27 protein-coding genes are annotated in these 23,721 nt (G+C 66.8%); 12 read left to right on the top strand and 15 right to left on the bottom strand.

Going from position 1 to position 23,721, the window contains the following annotated elements:
• Positions 1-14: 14 nt before the first annotated feature.
• Complete coding sequence (locus tag LZC94_12265) at positions 15-1,010, bottom strand: LysR family transcriptional regulator (protein WXB18022.1); 996 nt, start codon at positions 1,008-1,010, stop codon at positions 15-17.
• Between the two features lie 7 nt (positions 1,011-1,017).
• Positions 1,018-1,353: a hypothetical protein gene (locus LZC94_12270; GenBank protein WXB18023.1), complete on the bottom strand. Its 336-nt coding sequence runs from the start codon at positions 1,351-1,353 to the stop codon at positions 1,018-1,020.
• A gap of 375 nt (positions 1,354-1,728) precedes the next feature.
• On the opposite strand from LZC94_12270, the gene LZC94_12275 reads away from it, so the two are divergent.
• A complete protein-coding gene (locus LZC94_12275; GenBank protein ID WXB18024.1) occupies positions 1,729-2,226 on the top strand; it encodes a hypothetical protein in 498 nt (165 codons plus the stop codon).
• A gap of 13 nt (positions 2,227-2,239) precedes the next feature.
• Here the strand turns inward: LZC94_12275 and LZC94_12280 are convergent, their stop codons facing one another.
• The 4 genes from LZC94_12280 to LZC94_12295 form a co-directional block, all read right to left on the bottom strand.
• Positions 2,240-2,863 (bottom strand): ATP-dependent Clp protease proteolytic subunit, encoded by a 624-nt coding sequence (locus LZC94_12280; GenBank protein ID WXB20182.1) that lies wholly within the window; start codon positions 2,861-2,863, stop codon positions 2,240-2,242.
• An 88-nt stretch (positions 2,864-2,951) separates the two neighbouring features.
• Positions 2,952-3,332 carry an SRPBCC family protein gene (locus LZC94_12285; protein WXB18025.1) on the bottom strand — a complete coding sequence of 127 codons (381 nt, stop codon included), beginning with the start codon at positions 3,330-3,332 and terminating at the stop codon, positions 2,952-2,954.
• On the bottom strand, positions 3,329-3,667 hold the full coding sequence (locus tag LZC94_12290; GenBank protein WXB18026.1) for a metalloregulator ArsR/SmtB family transcription factor: 339 nt from the start codon (positions 3,665-3,667) through the stop codon (positions 3,329-3,331). The genes LZC94_12285 and LZC94_12290 overlap by 4 nt, the downstream gene beginning before the upstream one ends.
• Positions 3,668-3,709: 42 nt before the next feature.
• Entirely contained in the window at positions 3,710-4,624 is a 915-nt protein-coding gene (locus LZC94_12295) for a LysR family transcriptional regulator (GenBank protein ID WXB18027.1), read from the bottom strand.
• 129 nt (positions 4,625-4,753) lie between these two features.
• Here LZC94_12295 and LZC94_12300 point away from each other — a divergent pair, with 129 nt between their 5' ends.
• Entirely contained in the window at positions 4,754-5,626 is an 873-nt protein-coding gene (locus tag LZC94_12300) for a polysaccharide deacetylase family protein (protein WXB18028.1), read from the top strand.
• A 50-nt stretch (positions 5,627-5,676) separates the two neighbouring features.
• Here the strand turns inward: LZC94_12300 and LZC94_12305 are convergent, their stop codons facing one another.
• The 4 genes from LZC94_12305 to LZC94_12320 all read right to left on the bottom strand — a co-directional run bounded on the left by LZC94_12305 (position 5,677) and on the right by LZC94_12320 (position 9,045).
• Positions 5,677-6,243 (bottom strand): TetR/AcrR family transcriptional regulator, encoded by a 567-nt coding sequence (locus LZC94_12305; GenBank protein ID WXB18029.1) that lies wholly within the window; start codon positions 6,241-6,243, stop codon positions 5,677-5,679.
• 7 nt (positions 6,244-6,250) lie between these two features.
• A complete protein-coding gene (locus LZC94_12310; GenBank protein WXB18030.1) occupies positions 6,251-7,240 on the bottom strand; it encodes an alpha/beta hydrolase in 990 nt (329 codons plus the stop codon).
• A gap of 131 nt (positions 7,241-7,371) precedes the next feature.
• Entirely contained in the window at positions 7,372-7,899 is a 528-nt protein-coding gene (locus LZC94_12315; GenBank protein WXB18031.1) for a GAF domain-containing protein, read from the bottom strand.
• A gap of 42 nt (positions 7,900-7,941) precedes the next feature.
• A complete protein-coding gene (locus LZC94_12320) occupies positions 7,942-9,045 on the bottom strand; it encodes an agmatine deiminase family protein (GenBank protein WXB18032.1) in 1,104 nt (367 codons plus the stop codon).
• Between the two features lie 218 nt (positions 9,046-9,263).
• Between LZC94_12320 and LZC94_12325 the strand changes: the two genes are divergently transcribed.
• From LZC94_12325 to LZC94_12340, 4 genes are all read left to right on the top strand, one after another.
• A complete protein-coding gene (locus tag LZC94_12325) occupies positions 9,264-10,100 on the top strand; it encodes an AraC family transcriptional regulator (protein WXB18033.1) in 837 nt (278 codons plus the stop codon).
• Between the two features lie 43 nt (positions 10,101-10,143).
• Positions 10,144-11,103, top strand: a complete 960-nt coding sequence (locus tag LZC94_12330; protein ID WXB18034.1) for an EamA family transporter — start codon at positions 10,144-10,146, stop codon at positions 11,101-11,103.
• 171 nt (positions 11,104-11,274) lie between these two features.
• Positions 11,275-12,108, top strand: coding sequence for a hypothetical protein (locus tag LZC94_12335; protein ID WXB18035.1), 834 nt, complete (start codon positions 11,275-11,277; stop codon positions 12,106-12,108).
• 17 nt (positions 12,109-12,125) lie between these two features.
• On the top strand, positions 12,126-12,377 hold the full coding sequence (locus LZC94_12340; GenBank protein WXB18036.1) for a hypothetical protein: 252 nt from the start codon (positions 12,126-12,128) through the stop codon (positions 12,375-12,377).
• Positions 12,378-12,899: 522 nt separating this feature from the next.
• On the opposite strand, the gene LZC94_12345 is transcribed toward LZC94_12340, so the two are convergent.
• Positions 12,900-13,820 (bottom strand): LysR family transcriptional regulator, encoded by a 921-nt coding sequence (locus tag LZC94_12345; GenBank protein WXB18037.1) that lies wholly within the window; start codon positions 13,818-13,820, stop codon positions 12,900-12,902.
• Between the two features lie 102 nt (positions 13,821-13,922).
• Between LZC94_12345 and LZC94_12350 the strand changes: the two genes are divergently transcribed.
• Complete coding sequence (locus tag LZC94_12350; GenBank protein WXB18038.1) at positions 13,923-14,960, top strand: NAD(P)-dependent alcohol dehydrogenase; 1,038 nt, start codon at positions 13,923-13,925, stop codon at positions 14,958-14,960.
• Here the strand turns inward: LZC94_12350 and LZC94_12355 are convergent.
• A complete protein-coding gene (locus tag LZC94_12355; GenBank protein ID WXB18039.1) occupies positions 14,947-16,101 on the bottom strand; it encodes a histidine kinase in 1,155 nt (384 codons plus the stop codon). The two genes, LZC94_12350 and LZC94_12355, sit on opposite strands and share 14 nt — an antisense overlap.
• A gap of 203 nt (positions 16,102-16,304) precedes the next feature.
• Here LZC94_12355 and LZC94_12360 point away from each other — a divergent pair, with 203 nt between their 5' ends.
• The 3 genes from LZC94_12360 to msrA all read left to right on the top strand — a co-directional run bounded on the left by LZC94_12360 (position 16,305) and on the right by msrA (position 18,913).
• Positions 16,305-17,285: a glutathione S-transferase family protein gene (locus LZC94_12360; GenBank protein WXB18040.1), complete on the top strand. Its 981-nt coding sequence runs from the start codon at positions 16,305-16,307 to the stop codon at positions 17,283-17,285.
• Between the two features lie 193 nt (positions 17,286-17,478).
• Positions 17,479-18,144 carry a hypothetical protein gene (locus LZC94_12365; protein WXB18041.1) on the top strand — a complete coding sequence of 222 codons (666 nt, stop codon included), beginning with the start codon at positions 17,479-17,481 and terminating at the stop codon, positions 18,142-18,144.
• A gap of 124 nt (positions 18,145-18,268) precedes the next feature.
• Positions 18,269-18,913 (top strand): peptide-methionine (S)-S-oxide reductase MsrA, encoded by a 645-nt coding sequence (gene msrA, locus LZC94_12370; GenBank protein WXB18042.1) that lies wholly within the window; start codon positions 18,269-18,271, stop codon positions 18,911-18,913.
• A gap of 24 nt (positions 18,914-18,937) precedes the next feature.
• On the opposite strand, the gene LZC94_12375 is transcribed toward msrA, so the two are convergent.
• Entirely contained in the window at positions 18,938-19,621 is a 684-nt protein-coding gene (locus tag LZC94_12375) for an NAD(P)-binding domain-containing protein (GenBank protein WXB18043.1), read from the bottom strand.
• 50 nt (positions 19,622-19,671) lie between these two features.
• Between LZC94_12375 and LZC94_12380 the strand changes: the two genes are divergently transcribed.
• Together LZC94_12380 and LZC94_12385 are read left to right on the top strand one after the other, a co-directional pair.
• Entirely contained in the window at positions 19,672-20,667 is a 996-nt protein-coding gene (locus LZC94_12380; protein WXB20183.1) for a LysR substrate-binding domain-containing protein, read from the top strand.
• 78 nt (positions 20,668-20,745) lie between these two features.
• Positions 20,746-21,900, top strand: coding sequence for an ABC transporter substrate-binding protein (locus LZC94_12385; GenBank protein WXB18044.1), 1,155 nt, complete (start codon positions 20,746-20,748; stop codon positions 21,898-21,900).
• 125 nt (positions 21,901-22,025) lie between these two features.
• Here the strand turns inward: LZC94_12385 and LZC94_12390 are convergent, their stop codons facing one another.
• Positions 22,026-23,375: a GNAT family N-acetyltransferase gene (locus LZC94_12390; GenBank protein WXB18045.1), complete on the bottom strand. Its 1,350-nt coding sequence runs from the start codon at positions 23,373-23,375 to the stop codon at positions 22,026-22,028.
• A 38-nt stretch (positions 23,376-23,413) separates the two neighbouring features.
• Positions 23,414-23,668, bottom strand: a complete 255-nt coding sequence (locus LZC94_12395; GenBank protein ID WXB18046.1) for a hypothetical protein — start codon at positions 23,666-23,668, stop codon at positions 23,414-23,416.
• Positions 23,669-23,721 lie beyond the last annotated feature (53 nt).

The following is a 23,721-nucleotide window of genomic DNA, read 5'->3' on the forward strand; positions in this document are numbered from 1 at the left end:
CGGTGGCACCCTCGTTACGAGATGCGAACGTGCGCGACCAAGTAGTCCAAAAAGGCGCGGACCCGCGCCGGGAGGTGACCGCTCTGCCGCACGAACACGGCGTGCACCGGCTCCACCTCCCCGGGGTTGTACGCTTCCAAGATGGGCACCAGCCGTCTTGCTTCGACATCCGGGCCCACGTGAAAGGTGGCCAGGCGGGCGATGCCAAGGCCCGCGAGCGCGAGCTGCCGCATCGCCTCTCCGTCGCTGACCTGCGCGTTGCCGCTCGGCGCAAGCAGGGTCGTCGCCGGGGCGGCGCGCGCCTCACGGGAAGCGCCGGAATCGCGGGAAGCGCCGGAATCGCGGGAAGCGCCGGAAGCGCCGGGATCGCGCGCGGCGCGCACATCGAGAAAAGGCCAGCCGCTCGTCTCGCGGGCGAAGCAAAAGCCCAATCGATTGTGGGCGGCCAAATCGGCGGGGGACTTTGGCTCGCCGTGCTTCTTCAAATAGGCGGGCGAGGCGACCACGATCATCCGGCTCTCGCCCAGCTTGCGCGCGACCAACCGCGATTCACGGAGCGCGCCCGTGCGGATGGCGACGTCCGTGCGCTGCTCGAGCAGGTCCACCACGGCGTCCGTGAGCACCACCTCGATGGTGATCTCCGGGTGGCGCTCGAGAAACCCGGGAACGAGGGGGAGCAAATGGTGCAGGCCAAAGGGCACATTCGCGTTGACCCGCAGCCGCCCGCGCGGCGTCGATCCCGCCGCCACCTCCCGCTCGGCGCTATCCATGTCGCCCAGGATGCGAATGGCGCGCTCGTAAAAGGCGCACCCCTCGGGGGTGAGCGTGAGCTTGCGCGTGGAGCGGTTGATCAGCCGCACCCCGAGCCGCGCCTCCAGCCGCGCGAGCAGCTTGCTCACGGCCGAAGGGGTCATCTTGAACGCGCGCGCCGCGGCCGAAAAGCCCTCGAGCTCCACCGCGCGGACGAAGACCTCCATCTCGCCCGATCGATTGACGTCCATACGTGCCATGGGACTCTCAGCGCACCACGAGGGCCGAGCCCTCGATCGCGCGCCGCGCGCCTCCGCGACCGGCCTCGGCATCCGCCGCCGCGCAATGGAGGGCGTCACGGATATCCCATTGGGGATTGCCAAATACGCCGGCGCCGATCCACGTGAGCACCGCCGCGCGCTCTCCGAAGGCGCCCTCCGGTGATCCGGCGTCGAAGGGCTCGATGCGTCCGAGTTGCTCGCGCACCGCCAGGGCGCCCGCGCCGCCGACGAGGGGCGCGTCGAGGGGGCCGAGGTGCGAAGGCCCGGCGAGCGCGGTCGCGTGCCAAGGGGCTTCGTGGGGGGTGAGGGGAACGTAGGTCATGGCTCGAGGGCATGCTAGCGCCTCGGTGCGCTTCTTTGAACGGCAGAGTCGACCTTGCGGTTCGAACCTCCTGGAGCGTGATGGGCGCGCGAACACCGCCGAACGCATGGCGCTGCCGAGGTCACGAAAAGGATGCGACCCACATCAGCGGAACGGACGATGCGAATTGCAAACGCAAAATGCAAATCAGGATTTGACTCCCCCTCGCCCGACGGTCAATGTCGTTATTCGCGACAGCGGGGGGCCCTGTCCATGGTGTGTGTGGGTGGTGGCACCCAACTCGACCGTTTCTGACAGGAGGGGTGGTTCATGTCTCTACAAGACCTGTCTCTCGGCGGATTGCTTCCGCCCATCGGCATTGAAGTTCCATGCACCATGCATGCTGCTCACGTCCCGCTCAAGGTGGACGTTCTCGGCGTCGTCTCACTCGACTTCAAGGGCGGCATGATCGTCCGTGTCGAGGACATCATCAAAGGCGGCAAAGGCGGTTTGGGTGGGGTCAAGCTCAAGGTCATTGGCTTCGAGGTGTCGGCGAGCTCGCCCATGCTCGGCGCGATCACGCTCGCGCAGGCCGACGTGAACACGACCCCACTCAGCCCGCTGGAGCTCGTGAGCAAATTTCCTCCGAAGTTCACGAGCGCCCTGCTCCTCGACTTCGAGGTTACCGTCGAGAGGCCGCCCAACGGTGGACCTCCTCTGGTGCTCGCGAACACCAAGACGGCCACGCTCTTCGACGACAGCCTGACCGTCTTTCCACCGCAGGGGAGCGTCTACCAGCTGCAACAACCGGTCGATCTCGCGCCGGCAGACGCACCCACGCAGGTGATAGGTCAGCTCCTGCAGTTTCCCGTGACGGTGAGTCACAATCCCTGAGCCACCCCGAGCCCTACGCCGCAGCTTTTTTCGGGTGCGGCTCGAGGATGGTATCGATCAACCCGTACTCCTTCGCGGCGCCCGCGCTCATGTAATTGTCGCGATCCATATCGGCCAGGAGCGTCTCGCGCGATTTGTCGGTGGCGTTGGCGAGGATGCGCACGAGCGTATCCTTCAAAAAGCGCACCTCGCGCGCTTGAATTTCGATATCCGACGCTTGGCCGCGGGCGCCGCCGTGCGGCTGATGGATCAAGATGCGCGCGTTGGGGAGCGCGACCCTTCGCCCTCTCTGCCCAGCCGCCAAGAGCACGGCGGCGGCCGACGCCGCCATGCCGACGCACATGGTGGAGACGGGCGTGCGGACGTGCTGCATCGTATCGTAGATGGCGAGGCCGCTGTAGACGACGCCGCCCGGCGAGTTGATGTAGAGCATGACCTCTTTGTCCGGGTCTTCGCTCTCCAAAAACAGAAATTGTGCAATGATGATGTTGGCGACCGTATCGTCGATCTCATTGCCCAAAAAGACGATGCGGTCCTTGAGCAGTCGATCGAAAATGCCCCAAGCGCGGTCCCCCTTGTGCGTGGTCTCGACGACGGTCGGCAAAATAATGTCGCGGGCGCGCTCCAATGTCTCCATGGCCTGCGCGCGCGTCTCCGGACGCTTCATGGACGTGTGCCTCCTAGGTGCGAATAGGTTTTTCGAAATTGAAAGAACGAACGAACGATTAGGCCGCGAGCCGCTGGGCGCAGGCCTGGGCCGGCCCGTTGTCGTTCGCGGGCTTCCGCTCCGTGCTCACGCCGTCGCGCGCAAGCTCGGTGTGGAGCACGAGCACGCATCCCTCGGGGGTGGGGGAGAGCTCCCAGCGGAGCGACTCGTCGCCCATGGTGTACGCGAGAACGCGCGGCGGGTCCCACTCGGTGATGGTCCCCCCGACCTCGGGGCCCTCACCGTTGCGAAAGACGAAACGAAGCTGCGCGCCTTTCCCGCGCTCGCCCTCGATGGTGGCGGGGAACCAACCCGAGAGCTCGCCCTCCTCGGTGAGCGCGCGCCACACCTTTTCGGGGCGGTGCGGGAGCTTGCGCTCGAAGGTCTCGCGCTTCTTCATCGGCGGCGCCCCCGCGCAGGGGCATCGCCATCGACCATGGTCGAGAGGTGGCGTTCGAGCGCATCGAGTCGGTCATCCCAGTGCGGCCGATACGGCGCCACCCACTCGTCGAGCTCCCGAAGCGGCCCCGCTTGCAGCCGATAAAGACGCCGTTGGGCGTCCACCTCGGCGGAGACCAGGCCCGCCTCGCGAAGAATGCGAAGGTGTTTGGAGATGGCGGGCTGCGCCAGTCCCACCTCGCGCACGAGGTCGCCCACGGCGCGGTTCTCCACGCGCAGGAGATCCAGGATGCGCCGCCGGCTCGGCTCGGCCACGATCTCGAAGGTGCTCAGCATGGTCTATATATGTCTCGCACGGCATATGTCCGTCAAGGCATTTTAAGTTTTGCGCCCATCGAGCTCGGACTCGGTCGCAAAGAGGCGCTCGGCCATGAAATCCACGAACACCCGAAGCTTGGGGGACAAGTAGCGGCTCGATGGCCACAGCATGCGAAAGATGCCCTCGTGGTGCACGTAAGGATCGAGCACGGTGACGAGGGTGCCCGCTTCGAGCTGACGGCGGACGCCGAAGTCCGGCAGGCACGCGATGCCGAGGCCTTGCTCGGCCATGGCGATGAGCGGCTCGATGGTGTTCACCACCGCGGTCGCCGGCAGCTCCAGGTCGACGTCTCTGCGTCCGCGGCGCAGGGGCCAGCGCTCGAACTTGCCGCTGGTGGCATAGCGGTGAAGCAAGCACGCGTGCGATCGAAGATCGTCGGGCTTTTGCGGGGTGCCCCGGCGGGCGAAATAGTCGGGTGAGCCCACCAGCTTCAGCCGGAAAATGCCCAGGGTGCGGTTCATCAGCCGTGAGTCGTCGATTTCGCCCGCGCGCACCACGGCGTCGAAGCCCTCTTCGATGATGTCGACGAAGCGGTCGCTGAAGTCCACGTCGAGCTCGACGTCGGGGTAGGCGCGCATGAAGGCCGAGAGGGCGGGCATCATGAGCATGCCGGCGAGGGGCATGCTGACGCGCAGCTTTCCGCGCGGCGCGCCTTGCGTTTGCGCCAGCTCGAGCTCGGCCGCCTCCACCTCGGAGAAGATGCGGCGGCAGCGCTCGAGAAACAGGGCGCCCTCCGGGGTCAAGGTGATGGTGCGGGTCGATCGGTGAAAGAGCCGCACCCGAAGGCGCTCCTCCAGCCGGGCGATGGCCTTGCCGATGGCCGAAGACGAGACGCCCAGCTGCCGGCCCGCCTCCGTGAAGCTGCGGGCCTCCGCGGCCTGAACGAAGGCGTTGAGCGCGCCGAGACTGTCCATGTGCGGTCCCTCGATTTCGGACACACATGTCCGATGTGTTCGGAACTATAGCGCAGTTCTCCGCAGTTTCAGATGCATTTATCTTCCTCCTCGACCTCGCAATCCTCCCATTCGGAGCGGAGACCCAACATGGATAACGCACTCTACGACTATTCGCCCATCGTTCATCGCCCCAAGCTCGTCTGGCCCAATGGCGCGCGGGTCGCGTTCTACATCGGCTTGAACATCGAGCACTACGAGGTGGACAAACCCTCCACGAGCATCTTCGCGGGCACCTCGCACCTCAAGCCCGACGCGCTGAACTACGGCTGGCGCGACTACGGGGTGCGCGTGGGAATCTGGCGCATGATCGAGGCTTTCGACCAATACGGCGTTCGCCCATCGGTCTTGCTGAACTCGGACGTCGCCCGCCTCTATCCTCAAATCATCGAAGCCGGAAATCAACGCCGGTGGGCTTGGCTGGCGCACGGAAAGAACAACTCGATCTTCCAGGCCGATATGACGGTGGAGGAGGAGCGGAGGTATTTGAAGGACGTGGTCGAAACCATCTCCGGCGCCACCGGGCGCCCGGTCAACGGCTGGATGGGGCCGGCCCTCACGGAGACCTTCGAAACGCCGAGGCTCATCAAAGAGCTGGGGCTATCGTACGTGCTCGATTGGACGGCCGACGATCAGCCGTTCCCGCTCAACGTCCCGGGGGTGCTCTCGGTGCCGTATTCGGTCGAGTTGAATGACATTGGATTGTTCGTCGGGAAGAGCCTATCCGGCGATGAATTTTACCAGCGCGTGGTCGACCAATTCGATCGGCTCTACCAAGAAGGAGAGCACACCGGCCGGGTGATGGCCCTCGCCCTGCATCCCTTCGTCATGGGCCAGGCGTTTCGCCACAAATACCTGGAGAAGGTGCTCGCATACATCACGGGTCGCGAGGGCGTTTGGGTGACCACGAGCGATGAAATCGCGGCGCACTATGCCCAGTCGTATCGGACGCTGGGTCGGTAAAGGGGACACGCGGAGCGCGTCTCCGCGGGGGGCGGCCGCGAGCCTCGGTGTCACTCGAGAAAATGCCGGCGCAGATCCGCCATGGTCCGGTGGAACGGCTTTGGATCGTTGAGCCCCGCCGAGACGACGAGGGCGCCTTCAATGCGGAGCACGGCGTCTTCGGCGCGGGCGTGCGCTGTTTCTTTTGCGAGCCCCGCCTCGAGGGCGAGCCGTGCGAAGGCCTCGATCCACGCGTGGAAGGAGCGTTTGAGCCGCTTTTGAAAGCGATGACGGGACGAGGCGGCGCTCAGGACCCCGAGGATGCACCCTTTGCGGCCTCGCGCGTAGACGCCCTCGAGGGTCTCGAGCGCGCGTTCGAGCTTTACCTGGGGCGATACGTCGTTTGCGTCGTCGAGCAGCGGTTCGATGAGGTCTTTTTGCATCGAGGCATCGACGAGATCGAGCACGGTGAGCGCCATCTCCTCTTTGCCGCCGGGAAAGTAATGATACAAGCTCGATTTGCCGAGCCCCGTCTCCTTGGAGAGCTCCGCCAAGGACGCGCTGTCATAGCCATTTTTGCGGAACGTCTCGTAGAGGAGCGCGACCACGTCCTCTTTGCTCATGATGGGGGCCGGCATCGGGCGGTCATCCCGAGTGCTTACCGATGAAGCTGCGGATGAGCGAGCTTATCGCCTCGGCGTGCTCCTCGAGCGCAAAGTGGCCGCCGTCGAGCAGGTGCAGCTCGGCGTCGGGCACGTCGCGCAAATAAGCCTGCGCGCCCGCGGGGACGAAGAACGGATCGTTCTTTCCCCACGCGAGGAGGACCGGCGGGCGATGTTCGCGCAGCCACGTTTGCCACGCGGGATAGGCGGCGATGTTGGTCGAATAATCGTCGAGCAAGGAGAGCATGACCGCGTCGCGGCCGGGGAGGTCGAGGAAGTACTGGTCCATGGTCCAAGCGTCCGGCGAAATCCGGTCCGGGTGCTGGGCGCCCGTGAGGTATTGGCTCTTCGTCCCCTCGCGGGAGATCAAATGGCGGCGCGCGGCGAGCTTCTCCTCGGGGGGGAGGCTATGCTCGGCGCGGATCATCGCGCTGAGGCCCTCCTCGTAGGCGTTGCCGTTCTGCGAGACGATGCCCGCGATCCATTCGGGATGCCGCACCGCCAGGCGGAACCCCACCGGCGCCCCGAAGTCGAACATGTAAACGAAGAATCGCGTGAGCCCGAGCTGCTTGCAAAACGCCTCCGTGACATCGGTGAGCCGGTCGAAGGTATACGGAAACGATCCGCCCGCCGTGCGGCTCGCGGGGGCATCGGAGTGGCCGAAGCCGGGATAATCGGGGGCCACCAGGTGAAACTCGTCCCCGAGGAGGTCGAACAATCGACGGTACTGGTGCGACGACGAGGGAAATCCGTGCAGGAGCAGCAAGGTGGGGGCATCTTTGGGGCCCGCCTCGCGGTAAAAGATGCGCAGCCCGTCCACCTCGACCTGACGATGCGCGACCGCAACGGCGCCCCGGGCTGGCTCTTTGGCGGGAGCTCCGGCGCCTCCGGCCTCGGCGCAGCTCTCGGTGACCGTGGTCGCCGAGCACAAAAGGGAAGGGGGCAGGTTCTTCATCGGCGGAAAGGTGTTCATCGAAGGCTCGCGGCGGGTTGTACGGAACGTTCGGTACAATAGGTGGCGCGACGAACCGCGTCAAGCGCCTGCGGCGATGGTCGTGCGCGGCTGTACGGTAAGAAGAAGGCTCCGCGTGAACAGCGTTGGCCTCAGGGCCACCTGACGGAGCTTGGAAACGCCGCTGCCAGGAGGTGTTCGAGGCGGGTGGCCTCGGTACGGGAGAAGGCGTCGAGCAGGTGCGAGTCGAGATCGAGCACGGCTTGGACGGTGCCGGAGGGATCGCGGATGGGGAGCACCAGCTCGGAGAGGGTCGAGTCGTCGCAGGCGATGTGGCCGGGGAAGAGGCGGACGTCGGGCACGAGTTGGACTTCGCCGGTGCGGGCGCAGGCGCCGCAGACCCCGCGATCGAGAGCGATGTGGAGGCAGCCCATGGCGCCTTGGTAGGGGCCCACGGAGAGCTGTTGCGGGGCCACGCGCCGGTAGAAGCCGACCCAGCTCGCTTGCGGGAGGGTCTCCCAGAGCAGCGACGCGAGGGTGGCTTGGATGACGATGGGATCGTCCTCGCCGGAGATGGCGGCGAGGATTTGCGGCGCGGCCTCCTCGATGCGCGCGAGGCGCTCGATTTCGGGAAGCAAGACGCCGCGCGGTGCGGCCTCGAGGGCGATGCCTTCGCTCATGGGGCGAATCCTACACATACACGCGCGTGCGATTGAGAGGAATCACACGGGCGTCGCGCGCTGCGGCTGCTGCTGCGTGACGCAGTGGATGCCCCCGCCGCCCTCGCAGATGCGGTCGACGTTGAGCTGCACGATCTGCCGCCCGGGAAAGAGGCCGGCCAGGATCTCCTTGGTCGCCCGATCGGCGCGGAGATCGCCGAACTCAGGGGCGAACACGGCGTGGTTGGCCACGTGGAAGTTCACGTAGCTGTTCACGAAGTCCCGTCGACGGGATCGAACCGTGCGCGGCTGACGCACCTCGACCACCTCGAGGCGCTTGCCGCCGAGGTCGTGGGCCTCGCGCAGGAGGTCGCGCGTTTCGATGGCCGAGACCCACGCAGGATCGCGCGGATCGTCCTCGGCCGGAAGCTCGACGAGCACCACGCCCGGCCGTACGAAGCGGGCGATGCCGTCGATGTGCCCATCGGTGATGTCGCGGCCGGCGAGGCCGGGGACCCAGATGAAATGATCGACCCCGAGGAGCCGCCGCAAGCTCTCCTCGATCTGCGCGCGGCTTCGACCGGGGTTGCGGTTCGCGTTTTGCCAGCAGCTCGCGGCCGCCAGGAGGGTGCCCGCCCCATCCACCTCGAGGCCGCCGCCTTCGCCCACCACATCGGACGCCACCTGCGGGATCCCGAGGTGCTCGGCGATGCGCCGGGCGAGGGTTGCGTCGTGGTCGTGCGCTTGCTTTCCGCCCCACCCGTTGAAGTTCAAAATGCCGGCCGCCAGATCGCCATGCTCGTCGAGCAAGAAGCAGGGGCCCGTGTCGCGCATCCAGATGTCGTCGATGGGCATGGGCAGAATGGAGACGCGCGGCGCGCAGGCTGCCGCGGCGATGCACGCATGTTCGGGCGGCACCACCAGGGTCACCGGCTCGACCTCGGCGATGGCGCGCGCCAGGCGCACGATGGTCTGCTGAATCGGACCCAGCTCGTCGCCCCAGAGATCGCGCCGGGTGGGCCATGCCATCCAGGTGCGCTCGTGGGGCCATGCCTCGCCCGGCATGAACCAGCGCACACCCCCCAACCTCGACACCTCGCGCTCCGGCACGGAGACCCGCGTGCACGATTCTGCGGGCGCGCGGCCCACCCCCGTTGTGTTCGTCATCCACCAACTCCGATGCTCGCGCCCGCTCGTGCGGCGCATTCTTCTTTGGGTGCAGTTGCTTCGTTTGCTTCGATGCTTCCCTCGAAGGACGCAGGTCGCGCCAGGTTGGTGCATGGAAATCGGTCGGCGCATGGTAATTTTCACCCTGGTCGATGGCAGCGCGCGAGCTCTCTCGGTCTTCGGAGTCTTCTCCCTCGCCCTCCTCGTTGGAGGTTGGGTTGGAGGTTGCGGCGGCCTCGGCCGCGGCTCCGCGCGTCTCGGTGCGGTGCTATCCACCGGAGAGCGACAGCCATCAGCATGATTGGCATCAAATCGTCGTGCCGCTCGAGGGCGCGCTCGGTTTGGAGCTGGGCCACCGCTCGCACCGGGTGGATCGCGCGCGCGGCGCTTGGATTCCGCCCGGGCAGGCGCACGCCTTCATCGGCATCGGCGACAATCGTTTTCTGGTCTTGGATGTCGCCGAGGAGGGGATGGGCGAGCTCGGTGGGATCCCGGGCATGGGGCGCGGGTTGGGGGCGCTCGAGGGAAGTCTCTCGTTTCGGGTGGAGGCAGGGGTCGACCATCTGGCGCGCGGGCTTCTCCATCTGGTGGAGCAACGGCCGGAGGATGCGCGGCTGCACCGGCATGGCGCGGGGTTGATCCTGCTCGCGCTCGCCGAGCTCGGAGCGGGGGGCGCGGACCATGCGCCGGAGCGGCTCCAGCGCGCCGTCGATTTTATCCACCGCCACTTTGCGCGTCCGCTGCGGGTGGCCGACATCGCCTCGGCGGCGTCGCTCGGCGTGAGCCAGCTGCACGCGCTGTTTCGTACCTTTTACGGGGTGACGCCCATGGATTACGTGGCCGAGCGCCGGCTCGATCGGGCCGAGCGTCTGCTTGAGGCGGCGCGCCTCCCCATCGCGGAGATCGCCCTTCGCTGCGGATACTCCGATCAGGCGAGCCTCACGCGCGCCATGCGCGCCCGCCGCGGGGTGACGCCGGGAAGCGTGCGCCGAGGTCGTGCGATGGCGAACGGTGCGAACGGGCGAGCATCGCAGTCTGGAACAAAGCGGCCGTAGTCCGCGCCAAGACGGCGCGCCGCACGCGCTTTATACGGCTCGTGTGCCGACACGCCGTCATTCTTCTTCTTCTTCCTCTTCTTCTTCTTCCTCGCAGGCGGCGCATGCGCGCGCGGCCGGTCCAACGCATGCGACGGCGCGTTTGCGAGCGACGCAAATTGGAGCGCTGGCGATCCTGCTTTGGGCGATGCTGGCGCTGCTCAGCACCCAGGCCCGGCGTCTGCCGCCCTTCGAGCTCCTGGCGCTGACCTTTGGCGTCGCCAGCTTGCTTGGAATTTTTCGGATCGTGCAGTCGGGGCGCTCCGTGCTTTCGGCGCTGCGCCAGCCGGTGGCGGCGTGGGCGGTGGGCGTGGGAGGACTCTTCGGGTACCACGCGCTGTATTTCTTCGCCCTCGCCAAAGCGCCAGCCGTGCACGTGAGCTTGATCGCGTACCTCTGGCCGCTGCTGCTCGTGCTCATGTCCGGGGGCTCGCCGCGCGGGCGAAGGCGGTTTTCGAGCCTCGCGGGCGCCGCGCTGGGGATGGGCGGCGTGGTGCTCCTGGTGGGCAGCGGGCAGGGCGGGGGGATGATGCGCTTCGATCGGGCGTACGTCGCGGGCTATGCGGCGGCGCTCGCGTGTGCCTTCACATGGTCGGGCTATTCGCTGCTGAATCGCCGGCTCGATAAGGTGCCCGTCGACTTCGTGGCGGGGGCCTGCCTCGTCACCGCCGTCCTCGGGGGCATCGTTCATGGTGCGATTGAGACCACCGTGGTGCCGACGGGGCGCGAGGCGATGGCGGTGCTGGCGCTTGGTGCAGGGCCCGTGGGTGCGGCGTTCCTCCTGTGGGATCATGGGACGAAGCAGGGCGATCTGCCGCTGCTCGGCGTTTTGTCGTATGCGACGCCTCTTCTCTCCACCTTCGTTCTGGTGGCGTTTGGCGCGGCGAGCCTCTCGTGGAGTTTGGGGGCGGCGTGCGTGCTCATTACGGGCGGCGCGTGGATCGCGGCGCGCGGCGCGGCGTAGTGAGAAGACCATTTGCCTGGAGAGGCGCGGGTTCATGAGCTGGGACACGTCCAAGCCGGAGAGGGCCGATCGGCGCGCAATGTGCAGAAAATGATGCCAATTTGGCGCTGATTGGACGCAATCGGGGCATAACGCTCGAGGCACGCGGATTGCTCATCGCGCGGCATGGACTTGAAACGTCATTCCCTCGCCGCGAAGGCGGCCGGCGGCTGGACCCGTCTCGTTCGGGATCGCCGCGGCGTCACGACGGCCGAGTATGCGCTGCTCCTCGTTGGAATCGTGTTGGTGGTGGTGCTCGGCTTCCGAGCCCTCGGCCTTGCGACGCAAAAGACCTCCACGACGACCACCGCGGTTCTCATGGGCGGCACGGGCACCGGCGCCGGAGGAACCGGCGGCGCCAACCCGGGCTCGGGTGGGCCGAGCAGCGGCACCGGGGGGACCGGAGGAACCGGCAGCGCCGATCCCGGCACCGGCAAGGGCGGCACCGGTGGTACGGGCGGCACCGGCGGTACGGGGGGCACCGGTGGTACGGGGACGGGCGGCACGGGCACCGGTGGTACGGGTCCGACCACGGGCCCGGTGACCGGCAACCCGAGCGGCCTCACCGACGCGCAAGAAAAGGCGCACCTGGAAACGTTCCGCAATGGCGGATCCTTCTTGGTGCCCGAGGGCGCGTACAAACAGTTCATCGAGGGCAAGCCCACGGTGGGGCGTCCGGATGGACTGTTCATCACCACCCGCGGAACGGTGGACCAGATCCTCCGCGACGCGAACGGCGATGTGAACATCATCAACCAGCGCCTCGGAACGAATTTTCCGCCCGGCACGAAGATCATCCGAATCGATGTGCCGGCCCCGCTCAACCATGGGGCGCGGCTGCCCACCGGGCGCGAATCGGGGGCCAACGAGCACTTTATCCCTGGCGGATATACCAGCGGTGGTATCCCTGAAATCGTGACCAACCCGGTGCCGAGCACGGATATCACGGTCACGCCCATCAATTGATAAACCCGGGGGAGACCATGAAAGCCGTACGATCCGTCGATTGGGAATACACACTCCTCGAAGGGGACGGCGGCGAGCGCTTCATCGACGTCCTCTGCGGAACCAGCGCCCTCTTCGCCCGCCGCGTCACCCTTCGCCCCGACGAATACCAGCGCGCCCTGGACGACGAGCGGTATGCGCGCGAGCTGACCCTTCGCATCCGCCGCGAGCCCGCCGCGTTCGAAGGTCGCTACCAAGACAATCCGCCCAAGGCATTTGGTCGCGATTAGCGGGGGCGCTGCGTGAACGTGACGAGTGAACGCGACGCGTGAATGCGATGGGTGAACGCGACGCGTGAATGCGATGGGTGAATGCGATGGGTGAATGCGACGCGTGAATGCGATGGGTGAACGCGACGCGTGAATGCGATGGGTGAACGCGACGCGTGAATGCGATGGGTGAATGCGACGAGCGAGGATCGCGCCGCGACCCACGAGGAGCGCGTCACCTTCACGCGCTGAGGAAGCGCAGGACCGGTCGCCCCTTGGACCATGGATCCCCGGACCGCGAAATGTACCAACGCGGTACACACGGTCCGGACCTGTACCGGATCGACGGCGCTTTTGGTACACGAACAACCGGCCGTTCGTCCTCGATTCGCCCTGGATTCGAGGACGCGGCCCCGACGGCACCTTGGCATTGGACTTGATAGTCCTTGCGCACAATGCCGATACGAACGGAATGGTGGCGGGACATCCGCGGCGCGGGCACGGTCAAGTATGCGCTGCTCTTATTTGCGATTGTTCTTGCAATTACCGTCGCGCAGCGCGACGCGGTTCCGTCCTCGGCGCCTTTCGAAACAGGGTTGCGAGGAAGTCGATGAAGACGCGCACCTTCGGCAACAGGTGCCGGTTCTTCGGATAGAGCGCGTGAACGGGCCACGAGGGCAGCGTATGCTCTTCGAGCACCCGCACCAACTGCCCCTTCGCCAGCGCCTCGTCCACCGTGTACTCGAAGAGGGCGATCAGCCCCTTGCCGGCGATGGCCCCGTCGCACAAGGTCGCGGCGTCGTTGGCGTGGTACGGCCCCGCGATGTCCACGGCGATGATGCCCCCCTCGGTCTGGAAGCGCCACGCGTCGGGCCGCCCCTCGCGCAAGTAGCCGAGGCAGTCGTGCTTCGCCAGATCCAAGGGCGTCTTGGGGCGCCCGCGCTTCTTCAGGTACGCCGGCGACCCGCAGACGTAGACGCGGGCGTCGCCGAGGTGGCGCGCGATCAAGGATGAATCGGTGAGGGGGCCGATGCGGAGCAGCACGTCGATGCCCTCGGCCGCCGCGTCCACGAACTGATCGCGCAAGGTGAGCGCCAGCTTGATCTCCGGATAGCGATCGAGAAACTCCGGCAGCCGCGGCACCAGCATGTTTCGGCCGGGCGAGAGCGCCGCGTCCACGCGCAAGAGCCCCGACGGCTTCTTGCTCGCCCGCGCGATGGCGTCGTGCGCCTCGCGCAGCTCCTCCAGGATGCGCACGCACCGCTCGTAGAACGCGCGCCCGTCGTTGGTGAGGCTGAGCGAGCGCGTGGTGCGCGCCAGAAGGGACACCCCGAGCTCGCGTTCGAGCTGCGCGACCCGGCGGCTCACGGCCGACGCAGTGACCCCCAAGCGGCGCGCCGCCGACGCGAAGCTGCCGGCTTCCACCGTGGTCGTGAAGAACTCGATCCCTGCCAGCGCGCTCATGATTCATTCCTTTTTATCACGAGTGACATTCCAAGCGCGGCTCTACTGCCGCGAAGGTACGAATCTAACGTCTCCCGCAGAACACACTGCTCGGAGGAACTCATGAAAGCTTGGATCATCGACGGCAAATTCGGATTCGACGCGCTCAAGATCGTGGAGCGCGAGACCCCGAAGCCGCGCCGCGGAGAGGTGCTGGTCCGCGTGCGCGCGGCGTCGCTCAATTACCGCGATCTCACCTTCGTCGAGGGCAACGCCAACCCGGACCACCCGCTGCCTTTGATCCCCGTCGCCGACGGCGCCGGCGAGGTCGCGGCCGTGGGCGAGGGTGTGACGCGCGCCAAGGTGGGCGATCGGGTGACGTGGACCTTCGCGAGCTGGCTCGGTGGCCGCCCCACCACGACCAACATGTTCGACGCCACCCCCGGCGGTCTCTATGTGCTCGGCCTGGGACGCCCTCCCACCCAGGGCGCGCTCGCCGAGTACGCCGTCTTCGACCAGGAGCGCATCGTCCACATCCCGGAGCACCTGTCGTTCGAAGAGGCCTCCACCTTGCCCATCGCGGGCGTCACCGCATGGCACGCGCTCTTCGGCGAGCACCCGGTGCGGTCCGGCGACACCGTGCTCGTGCAAGGCACGGGCGGCGTGGCCACCTTCGCCATCCAGCTCGCGCGCGCGGCCGGCGCGCGGGTCATCGTCACGTCCAGCAGCGACGAGAAGCTCGCCCGGGCGCGCGAGATCGGCGCGCACGAGGGCATCAACTACAAGAAGACGCCGGCGTGGGATCAGCGCGCGCTCGAGCTGACGGACGGCCGCGGGGTCGACGTCGTGGTCGATGTGAGCGGCGCGGAGCTCGGACGCTCGGTGAACGCCCTGCGCGTGGACGGGCAGGTGAGCGTCATCGGCTTCCTCTCCGGCTTCGCGGCGCAGGTGGACATCCTGCCGCTCCTGATGAAGAACGCCCGCATCCAGGGCATCTTCGTGGGCCCCCGCGACTGGTTCGAGGACTTGAACAGCGCGCTCGTGCGCCATCGCATCCACCCGATCATCGACCGCACCTACCCGTTCGAAAAGGCCGCCGAGGCCATCGCGCAGCTGCGGAGCGGCAACTACGTCGGCAAGCTCGTGATCAAAGGGGTGTAGCCGAGGTCACCGAGGGCGCCGATGCCGCCGGCGCCGCGAGGGCAGGGGATGCCTCGGCCGAGCCCGAGCCCGAGCTCGCGCCCGAGCCCGAGCTCGCGCCCAGCGGAATGCGGACACAGGCCTCTGCGCCCCCGGTGGCGCGGGGTGACAAAGTCGCGGAGGCCTGCTCGCCGTAAAGGCGGACGAGGCGGGCCCGCGTGTTGCTCAACCCCACGCCGCCCTGGACGGCCGGCTTGGCCGCGGCGCCGGGGCCCACCCCATCGTCCATCACGCAGAGCTCGAGCACGTTCGACTGGATGCGGGCGCGCACCAACACCTCGCCCGCGCCTTGTTTTCGCGCCAGGCCATGCCGAATGGCATTTTCCACCAGCGGCTGAAGGACGAAATGCGGCACCTGCACGTCGCGGGTGGCCGCGTCGATTTCCCAGTGCACCAAGAGCCGCTCTCCGAATCGAATGCGCTGCAGCTCCAGGTAGCGCTCGAGGAACGCGATCTCGTCGCGCAAGGCCACCGTCTGCTGCTCGGAGCGCGAGAGCACCTGCCGCAGAATGTCCGACAGGAGCAGGAGCACCCGCGTCGCCTCCGCGGCCTGGCCATCGCGGTTGAGCGCCACCGCCGTGTTGAGCGCGTTGAAGAGGAAGTGCGGGTGGAGCTGCGCTCGAAGCGCCGAGAGCTGGGCCCGATCGAGCGCCGCCGAGAGCTCGCTCTCCCGTTTCGCCCGCTCCGCCGACTCCTGTCCGAGGCGCCACGCGGTGGCCACCGCCGCCGTCAGGCCATAACAAAGGATCGACATGGGCATCCAGCTGAAGAGATCCGGCTCGAACGCGCGCGGAACGGGGCGCACGGCCACCCACCGATTCGTCGCCGTCCAGAGGACGACGAAGGTGAAGTGAATCGTTGCCAAGGCAGCAAGATGCGCCAGGGCCGCGCGCAGGTGCAGCGGGCGCTGGAGCCGATAGCGCTCGCTCCAGGCGAAAATAAAGGGGGTCCCGAGGATCCACAGGCCCCGCGCCGGCAGCTCGGCCAGCGCCACCCGCCACAGCGGTGCATGGAGGTACATCTGCACCTCCAGAAGCTTGAGCAAGGCGAGCGCCGCCCAGCCCAGCATCATCCACAGCCACGTGGCACGCGAACGCCGCATGGATTCGTTCTAACGATCGCGTCCCGCGAGCGGCCAGGGCAGTGCAGCGAACGGCGCCCGGCGTGCAGCGAGCGCGCCCGCCGATGGCCTGCTCGGCTCGCCGAGTCGGTTCATGGCATCATCGCGCCAGGCCGCGCCAAGCAACATTTCGATTCCAATCGGGTGAGGGGTGGCGGATAGCGCTTTTGCGCTATGGTGCGATCATGGGCCTGCTCATCGATGGCGCGTGGCATACACACTACGCGCGCACCACCAAGGACGGTCGCTTCGCGCGCCCGCAAACGCAATTCCGGCATTGGGTGACACCCGATGGCGCGGCCGGTCCCACCGGCGAGGCGGGATTTCCGGCCGAGGCGGGGCGCTACCATCTTTATGTCTCGTACGCCTGCCCATGGGCGAGCCGGGCCTTGATCCTCCGTGTTTTGAAGGGGCTCGAGGGCCTGGTGGGGCTCTCGGTCGTGCATTGGTTTCTGGGGGAGGATGGGTGGCATTTCGATCCAGCCGATGGGGTGATCCCCGACACCGTGAACGGCGTGCGTTTTTTGCGCGAGCTCTACACGCGCGCCGATCCCGCGTGCAGCGGTAAGGTCACCGTGCCCGTGCTCTGGGATAAAAAACGGGGAACCATCGTCAACAATGAATCGGCGGATATCTTGCGCATGTTCAACCGTGCGTTCGATGGGGTCGGCGCCAATCGCGAGGATTTCTTTCCCGAGCCGCTCCGCGCGGAGATCGATCGCATCAATGCGCGGATCTACGACACGGTGAACGACGGCGTGTACAAGGCGGGGTTTGCCACCTCGCAGGAGGCGTACGAATCGGCGGTGGTGCCGCTGTTCGAGACCTTGGATTGGCTGGAGGAGCGCCTCGGCCGCGCGCGCTTTCTCGTGGGGGCGCGCCCCACCGAGGCGGATTTTCGCCTATTCACCACCTTGGTGCGGTTCGACGCCGTTTACCACGGTCACTTCAAGTGCAACCTTCGGCGCCTGCTGGATTATCCGAACCTCTGGGCCTACACACGTGATTTGTACCAGTGGCCGGGTGTGGCCGAGACCGTGCGCTTCGACCACATCAAGGGGCACTATTATGGAAGCCACCGGAACATCAACCCTACGGGAATCGTGCCGGTGGGCCCTGCGCTCGACCTGCTCGAGCCGCACGATCGCGCCTCGAAAGGCGGTTGACGCACCCCGAGCCATCTCCAGACCGTACGGGCATAAGCCCATGTGGGCGCGCCGCGTCAGGGTTTTGCCACGCCCTCGGCGGCCGTGCGCGCGTGGCGCCTGTTCGAGCGGATCCCGCGCACTGAACAAAAATGTCGTTGGGGCCACGGAACCGCTCGACGCCGCGCGCGCGACAACGTAAACCCTTGCGCCCGTGAAGCCTCGTTCTATTTCCTTCGCCGACACGGTCGCGCGACTCGAGACCGAATTCGTCGATGCTCTTCTGAAAGCCGTTCGCGAATGCGCCCTTGCCGCGCTCGACGACGTGCTGTCCTCCGCCCCCGGCGTCTTCCGCTCCATCGACTTGGTCGACGCGAGCGAGTCGCGCGAGGTCCGCGAGGCCCGTCCGGCGCGCGCGCCTTCGCGGCCGAAGGCCCGCCCTGCGTCGCGACGCACCGAGCGCTCGTCGGCCCGCAAGAGAGAGTCGGAGCACCTCGCAAATGGGTTTACGACGTTCTCCGATGACGACGATCTCCTGACGGCAAAGGACGAAGCGGCCTTCGTCATCACCGATCCTTCGGTGGTGTTGGCGGAGGTCGCGGCCCTCGAAGAACCTGCGCCCGAGGCCCCGCTCCGCCGCCTGCGCCGCGTTCGATCGGGTGTAACGTCGCGCCTGGTGGAGGTCCCCGCTCTGCCGTCCGAAGATGGAGGTTCTTCGTCCGAAGCGTCCGATTCATCGGGCTCGCCCGGCTCCCTCGATGCATCCGAATCGGCGCACGAGGAAGAGCCTGCCTCTACCGCACCCGCCCTTCGCGATGGCGAAGAGGTAGCCCGCGCGGTCGTGGGTGGCGGTGTGGTGCTGCGCCGCCGCCGCGGTTGATCCGACGCACGAGCCGGCCGAACAACAGACCGGAAAGCGGCGCGCACGCGAAACCGGGCGTGCGCTTGCGCGTAATCGGGTCATGATCTCGGCGATTCGGTCGGTAGCGTGGTTGGGAATTTCGATGGCAGTGGGCTCCGGTTGTCGTGCAGGCTCCGTTCAGCCCGCGCCTGCGCAAACGACATCGGCGACGGTGGCGAAGACCAACGTCGGCGCCAATCCGGGCAATGTGGTGACCATTGCGCGCGGTGCGCCGCTCACCCCTGCAAAGGGGCACGAGCTCGCCGCCTTTGCGGAGGGGTGTTTCTGGGGCTCGGAGAACACGTTTCGACACGTGCCCGGCGTGGTGGCCACCGCCGTGGGCTACACGGGCGGAACGACCGCGTCGCCCACGTATGAAGACGTGAGCTCGCACACCACCGGGCACGCCGAGACGGTGTTGGTGGAGTTCGATCCGTCGCAAGTGACCTATGCGAAGTTGCTCGGCGTCTTCTTTCGCTCGCACGATCCGACCACCAAGAACCGGCAAGGGCCGGACGTGGGGAGCCAGTACCGAAGCGCCATTTTCACCTTCTCGGCGGCGCAAGAGCGCGACGCGCGCGCCGCGCTGGCCGACGCGCAGCGCACGACGAAAAAGCCCATCGTCACCCAAATTGCGCCCATGGGCGCCTTCTGGCGCGCCGAGGACTACCACCAACAATACGACGAGAAGACGGGGCGCGAATCGTGCCCGCTCCCCTCGGTCCTCGGCACGCAGCAAACGCAATAGACGCGCGCGCAGTCCGCACACGCACTACTTCAAACGGGTCGCCGTGCGGCCGCCGAAGCGCGATGAGGCGGCAGGGAGCACCTCGACGGAGATGGTGGTGTAAGGCCCGCGGTGGTCGACACCCATCATGTAGCGAATGAAATCGCCGAGCCCCTCCAGCATGCCCGCCGCGCGGAGCGGGCCGGCGTCCACCGGCACCAGCCCCATGTCCTCGGCCAGCTTGGCGACCACGCGCTTGGCGCCAACGTCGTCTCCCGCCAGAAACGCGGAGACGCGGTGGGCGCGAAGCGTCGGCGGTGAATGATTGAAAATCTCCTGCGCCGCCGTATTGAAGGCCTTGATCACGCGCGCCCGCGGCAGCTCCACGGCCAGCCGCTCCGCGTGCGAGAGGAGGCCCGGCCCGGGGCCCAAGGTGAAGTCGGCCGGCAAGGGGCCGTTGTTGGGATCGATCACGATCTTGCCGTCGAGCGCCGTGGGGCGGTTCAGCACCTCGCTGGCGTTCACGTCGCGCACCGTCCAGAGCGCGACCTCGCCGAAGCTCGCCGCCTCGTCGTTCGAGCCATGACCCACGCTCCGCGAGGAGCGCGCGGCGGCCGCCTGGGCATCTTCCAAATTACGCGCGCCGAAGAACACTTCGTGCCCGGCGGCCGCCCAGAGGAGGCCCAACGTCCTCCCCATGTTGCCGCTCCCGATGATTCCGATTCGCATCGGAAAGAAAACTAGCTTGGCCGCCAGGAGCGTACAAATTGAACACAGTGATGAACGAGATCAACGAAATTGATCTGAGGCGTGTCGACCTGAACCTCCTCGTGGTCTTCGCGGCGCTCATGCGCGAGCGCAGCGTGCGGCGCGCGGCCTCGTGCCTCTACATCGGCCCTTCGGCCGTGAGCATGGCGCTCGGCCGCTTGCGCGAGGTCTTTCACGATGAGCTCTTGGTGCGCGGCCGTGAGGCGATGGAGCCCACCCCGCGCGCCGTGGAGCTGTACGAGCGGCTCGGCCCTCTCCTTCGTTCGCTCCACGAGGTCGTACTCACCCCGCCACCGTTCGATCCGGCGCGCGCCGAGCGCACCATCCGCCTCGCGTGCCCCGACGATCTCGACGCCGTGCTCTTACCGCGCCTCATGGCCGTCCTGCAGCGCAAGGCGCCGGGCATGAAGCTCATCGTGCGGCCCAGCGACTTCCGCGTGGCCACCGAGCTGCTCGACACGGGCGACGCCGACGTGGCCATGACGCCCACGCGCCCGATGGCGCCGCGGTTCGAGGGCCGCTACCGCAGCGAGACCCTCTACTCCGATGGCTTCCTCGCCATCTTCGATCCGAAGCAGATCCCCGAAGGCGCGCCCCTCGGCATGGATCGCTACCTCGCGGTGCCGCATCTCCTCGTCTCGTTCACCGGCGTGCTGCGCGGGGCCATCGACGATCGACTCGCCGAGCTCGGCAAATCGCGGACGGTGGCCGCGGCCGTCGCGCGCTTCGCGACCTTGCCGTTTCTCTTGAAGCGCGCGCCCATGCTGGCGAATGTTCCCTCGCTCACGGCGTGCCGCTACGCCAAGGCGTTTCGCCTGGCGGTAAGCCCGCTTCCCTTCGACTCGCCACGCTTCGATCTCGCCCTGGTATGGCACGCACGCTTCGAGGGCGATCCCGCGCTGCGATGGTTTTGCGATCAACTCCGCGCGGTCCTCGCGGCGGCGCGATTGGCCGCGGTTGACAACGCATGTGCGGCGACCCTAAAGCACCCAACTGGGCGTCTCTAGTTTCAATTGGCGGGGAATGGCAAGGTGGCGATGGGCAGTGCACGTGCATTGGTAATTGCGGTTTGGGCGTTTGCTGCAATGGGCTGTCGGGAGAAGACGGCCACGGAGAGCAAACCGGCTGGAGAATCGACTGCAGCGAGCGCAGCAGCAGCGACGGCGACGAGCGATACCATCGTCATTGGTCACGTTGGCGCACTCACCGGTGGCGACGCGACCTTCGGCACGTCCACCGACAACGCGTTCAAGATTGCAGTCGCCGAGCAAAATAAGAAAAACGGTATCAAAGGAAAAAAGATCGAGCTGAGGTCGCTCGACGATCAGGGCAAGGCGGACGAGGCCTCCGTGGTCGCGACCCGGCTCATCACCCAAGACAAGGTCAGTCTTCTGCTCGGTGAGGAGTCGTCCAGCCGTTCGCTCGCCGTGGCCCCCATCGCGGATTTGAACAAGATCCCGATGATTACGGCGACCTCGACCAATCCCAAGGTCACCCAAGACGGCGATAAAACGCGCCCCTACGTCTTTCGCGTCTGCTTCATCGATCCCTTCCAAGGGACGGTGATGGCCAAGTTCGCGCACGACAACTTGAAGCTCACCAAGGTCGCCATTTTGCGCGATATGGGCAACGACTACTCGGTTGGCCTCTCGAAGTACTTTACGGCCAAATTCACCGAGCTCGGTGGGCAAGTCGTTGGCGAGGTGAGCTTCAAGGTGGGCGATCAGGACTTCAAGGCGCAGCTCACGGCCCTGAAGTCGAAGAACGCCGAGGCCATCTATATCCCTGCATACTACACAGAAGTCGCGCTCATCGCGCGCCAGGCGCGCGAGCTCGGCATGAAGCTGCCGCTCTTGGGCGGCGACGGGTGGGACTCGCCCAAGCTCTACGACGTGGCCAAGGGCGCGCTCGACGGTTCGTACTTCTCGAACCACTACAGCCCCGAGGATCCTTCGCCCATCGTTCAGGACTACATCGCCAAGTACAAGACCACCTACGGCGTGGCGCCGGACGCATTCGCCGTTCTGGGCTACGACGCCGCCAACATCGCCTTCGCCGCCATGGAGCGCGCCAAGGATCTCACCGGCCCGTCCATCCGCGAGGCGCTGGAGCAGACCAAGGACTACAAGGGCGCGACGGGCACCATCACCATCGACGGCAAGCACGACGCCGTCAAATCGGCGGTGGTCATGACCATCGAGAAGAATCAGCCCAAGTACAAGGCGACCATCGATCCGTGATGGCGTGATCGCGTCCGGCCCGGCGCGCCGATTTTCGAATCGGCGCGGCGATCTCGAGCCGTGGCGCCGATTTGGCTGACGCGCCGATTTCGAGTCGTGGCAGCCGATTCGGCTGGCGCGCTGAATCACGGCTTCGAGAATGGAATCGTCGTGGTGAGCCGGATGAACCCGAGCCGCTCCAGAATGGGGCGGCTCTCGGGGGACGCATCGACATGCAGATACCGCACGCCCCGCTCTGCCGCGAGGCGTGCGCGGTAGGCGATCAGGGCGCGGTACAGGCCGCGCCCGCGCCATTGGGGGAGGGTGCCGCCGCCCCACAAGCTGGCGAACTCCGCGCCGTCGTGAAACTCGATGCGCGCGGCGGACACCGGGCGATGCTCCGCGAGCACCATCACCGGCACCACGCTGTGGGGTGCGGCCGTCATTTGCGCGAGCAGCGCTTCGCCAAAGCCGGGGCGCGGGCCGAACACGTCATCGTGCAGCGACGCGAGCAGGGCGATGCTCGCCGCGTCGGTCGCGGGCACGAGGCGCACGCCGTCCGGCACGATCCCATCGGTCGCGAGCTCGGAGACTTGGGCCACCATGACCGACTCGGGCTCCCCCGCGTCGAAGCCCGCGGCCTGCAGGCGCTGGGGCAAATCCGCGGGCTGGTCGTGGCCGTGGTACTTCCACTCGAACGATCGACCGAGCTTGGCAAAGTCGTGCACCTGTTCGGCGATGAGGGCGTCGGCGTTGGCGGCGTCGAGATCGGACCAGAGAACGGCGCACTCGCGATCGAGCTCCGCGTTCACCCAACGAACGATGCGCCCCGCGCGCTCCTCGGCGCGGGTGCCGGGATGATTCGGCTTGGCGTGACGGCGCATCTGCGCGTCGAATGTGGCGAGCATGGCCGGCGTGGGCGAGATGGAGGACATGGACGATGGGGGCGGGCTGCCCGCAGGGTGCGAGCTCGGTTGGGGATGGCTCATGATGTCGGTGTCGGTACCCCCATGGGATGACCGCACGATGCGGGCGGGCGCTTGCGGAGTGATGCGGCTGGCGATGCGGGCGGGCCAATCGTCGACGAGCAAGGTCATGCAGCGCTGCGAAAAGAGGCGTTCGAAAGGCCCGGTCGCATGGTCGGGAGGCCCTGCGACCGCGTGAAGCGCGAAGCCCTCGTGGATGGGAACGAGCAAAACGCCGCGCGCGCCGGGTTTTGCTTCGGGAACGATGCCCATGGCCACCCGATCGCCGGCCCGCAAAGTATGGTGGAGCAGCTCAAAGTCGGTGTGGTCTTCGGTGGTGAGCGCGGTGACCAGCCAGTAGAGCGACGGCCACCGCTCGGCGCGCAGCTCGCGTTGGGGCACGAACTCCACGATTCGGATGGTGCCCGGGGTGGGGTCGGCCTTGAGGAGGCGGCCGCCCTCCGCGCGCGCGAAGGCATCGATGGGACGCACGATGGTCTCGATGATTCGCGTGGGCGCACGGCGGGGCATGCAGACCGTATCGGCCGGCAAGCTCGGCGTGTTGTGCCCTATTTCGTGTCGATCTTTTGCACCACCATCTTGTAGTAGACGGTGACCTTGTCTCCTTTTTTCGCCTTCAGATCCTTGGACCCCTCGGTGGAGAACTGCCAAATCTCTCCGCCCTTGTCGACCGAGATGGTTCCGGAACCGACCTCGGTCACGGTCCCCGTGTACTGATACTGCTTGGCGGCGGCGGCATAGCCGGCGCCAGCGGCGAGCACGAGCGAGAGGGCAATCGCGCTGACGATGGTGAGACGACGCATGGGTACGGCCTCCTGGTACGAAGTCATCCGCCTGGATCGGCGGGCGCCGCGAT

It is taken from the genome of Sorangiineae bacterium MSr11954, from assembly GCA_037157815.1.
Classification (GTDB): Bacteria; Myxococcota_A; Polyangia; order Polyangiales; family Polyangiaceae; genus Pendulispora; species Pendulispora albinea.

Bases quoted from the DNA above. Each gene is read 5' to 3' on its own strand.
- LZC94_12265 (WXB18022.1), bottom strand. From the start codon at position 1,010: ATGGCACGTATGGACGTCAATCGATCGGGCGAGATGGAGGTCTTCGTC.
- LZC94_12270 (WXB18023.1), bottom strand. From the start codon at position 1,353: ATGACCTACGTTCCCCTCACCCCCCACGAAGCCCCTTGGCACGCGACC.
- LZC94_12275 (WXB18024.1), top strand. From the start codon at position 1,729: ATGCATGCTGCTCACGTCCCGCTCAAGGTGGACGTTCTCGGCGTCGTC.
- LZC94_12280 (WXB20182.1), bottom strand. From the start codon at position 2,863: ATGGAGACATTGGAGCGCGCCCGCGACATTATTTTGCCGACCGTCGTC.
- LZC94_12285 (WXB18025.1), bottom strand. From the start codon at position 3,332: ATGAAGAAGCGCGAGACCTTCGAGCGCAAGCTCCCGCACCGCCCCGAA.
- LZC94_12290 (WXB18026.1), bottom strand. From the start codon at position 3,667: ATGCTGAGCACCTTCGAGATCGTGGCCGAGCCGAGCCGGCGGCGCATC.
- LZC94_12295 (WXB18027.1), bottom strand. From the start codon at position 4,624: ATGGACAGTCTCGGCGCGCTCAACGCCTTCGTTCAGGCCGCGGAGGCC.
- LZC94_12300 (WXB18028.1), top strand. From the start codon at position 4,754: ATGGATAACGCACTCTACGACTATTCGCCCATCGTTCATCGCCCCAAG.
- LZC94_12305 (WXB18029.1), bottom strand. From the start codon at position 6,243: ATGCCGGCCCCCATCATGAGCAAAGAGGACGTGGTCGCGCTCCTCTAC.
- LZC94_12310 (WXB18030.1), bottom strand. From the start codon at position 7,240: ATGAACACCTTTCCGCCGATGAAGAACCTGCCCCCTTCCCTTTTGTGC.
- LZC94_12315 (WXB18031.1), bottom strand. From the start codon at position 7,899: ATGAGCGAAGGCATCGCCCTCGAGGCCGCACCGCGCGGCGTCTTGCTT.
- LZC94_12320 (WXB18032.1), bottom strand. From the start codon at position 9,045: ATGACGAACACAACGGGGGTGGGCCGCGCGCCCGCAGAATCGTGCACG.
- LZC94_12340 (WXB18036.1), top strand. From the start codon at position 12,126: ATGAAAGCCGTACGATCCGTCGATTGGGAATACACACTCCTCGAAGGG.
- LZC94_12345 (WXB18037.1), bottom strand. From the start codon at position 13,820: ATGAGCGCGCTGGCAGGGATCGAGTTCTTCACGACCACGGTGGAAGCC.
- LZC94_12350 (WXB18038.1), top strand. From the start codon at position 13,923: ATGAAAGCTTGGATCATCGACGGCAAATTCGGATTCGACGCGCTCAAG.
- LZC94_12355 (WXB18039.1), bottom strand. From the start codon at position 16,101: ATGCGGCGTTCGCGTGCCACGTGGCTGTGGATGATGCTGGGCTGGGCG.
- LZC94_12360 (WXB18040.1), top strand. From the start codon at position 16,305: ATGGGCCTGCTCATCGATGGCGCGTGGCATACACACTACGCGCGCACC.
- msrA (WXB18042.1), top strand. From the start codon at position 18,269: ATGGCAGTGGGCTCCGGTTGTCGTGCAGGCTCCGTTCAGCCCGCGCCT.
- LZC94_12375 (WXB18043.1), bottom strand. From the start codon at position 19,621: ATGCGAATCGGAATCATCGGGAGCGGCAACATGGGGAGGACGTTGGGC.
- LZC94_12380 (WXB20183.1), top strand. From the start codon at position 19,672: ATGAACGAGATCAACGAAATTGATCTGAGGCGTGTCGACCTGAACCTC.
- LZC94_12385 (WXB18044.1), top strand. From the start codon at position 20,746: ATGGGCTGTCGGGAGAAGACGGCCACGGAGAGCAAACCGGCTGGAGAA.
- LZC94_12390 (WXB18045.1), bottom strand. From the start codon at position 23,375: ATGCCCCGCCGTGCGCCCACGCGAATCATCGAGACCATCGTGCGTCCC.
- LZC94_12395 (WXB18046.1), bottom strand. From the start codon at position 23,668: ATGCGTCGTCTCACCATCGTCAGCGCGATTGCCCTCTCGCTCGTGCTC.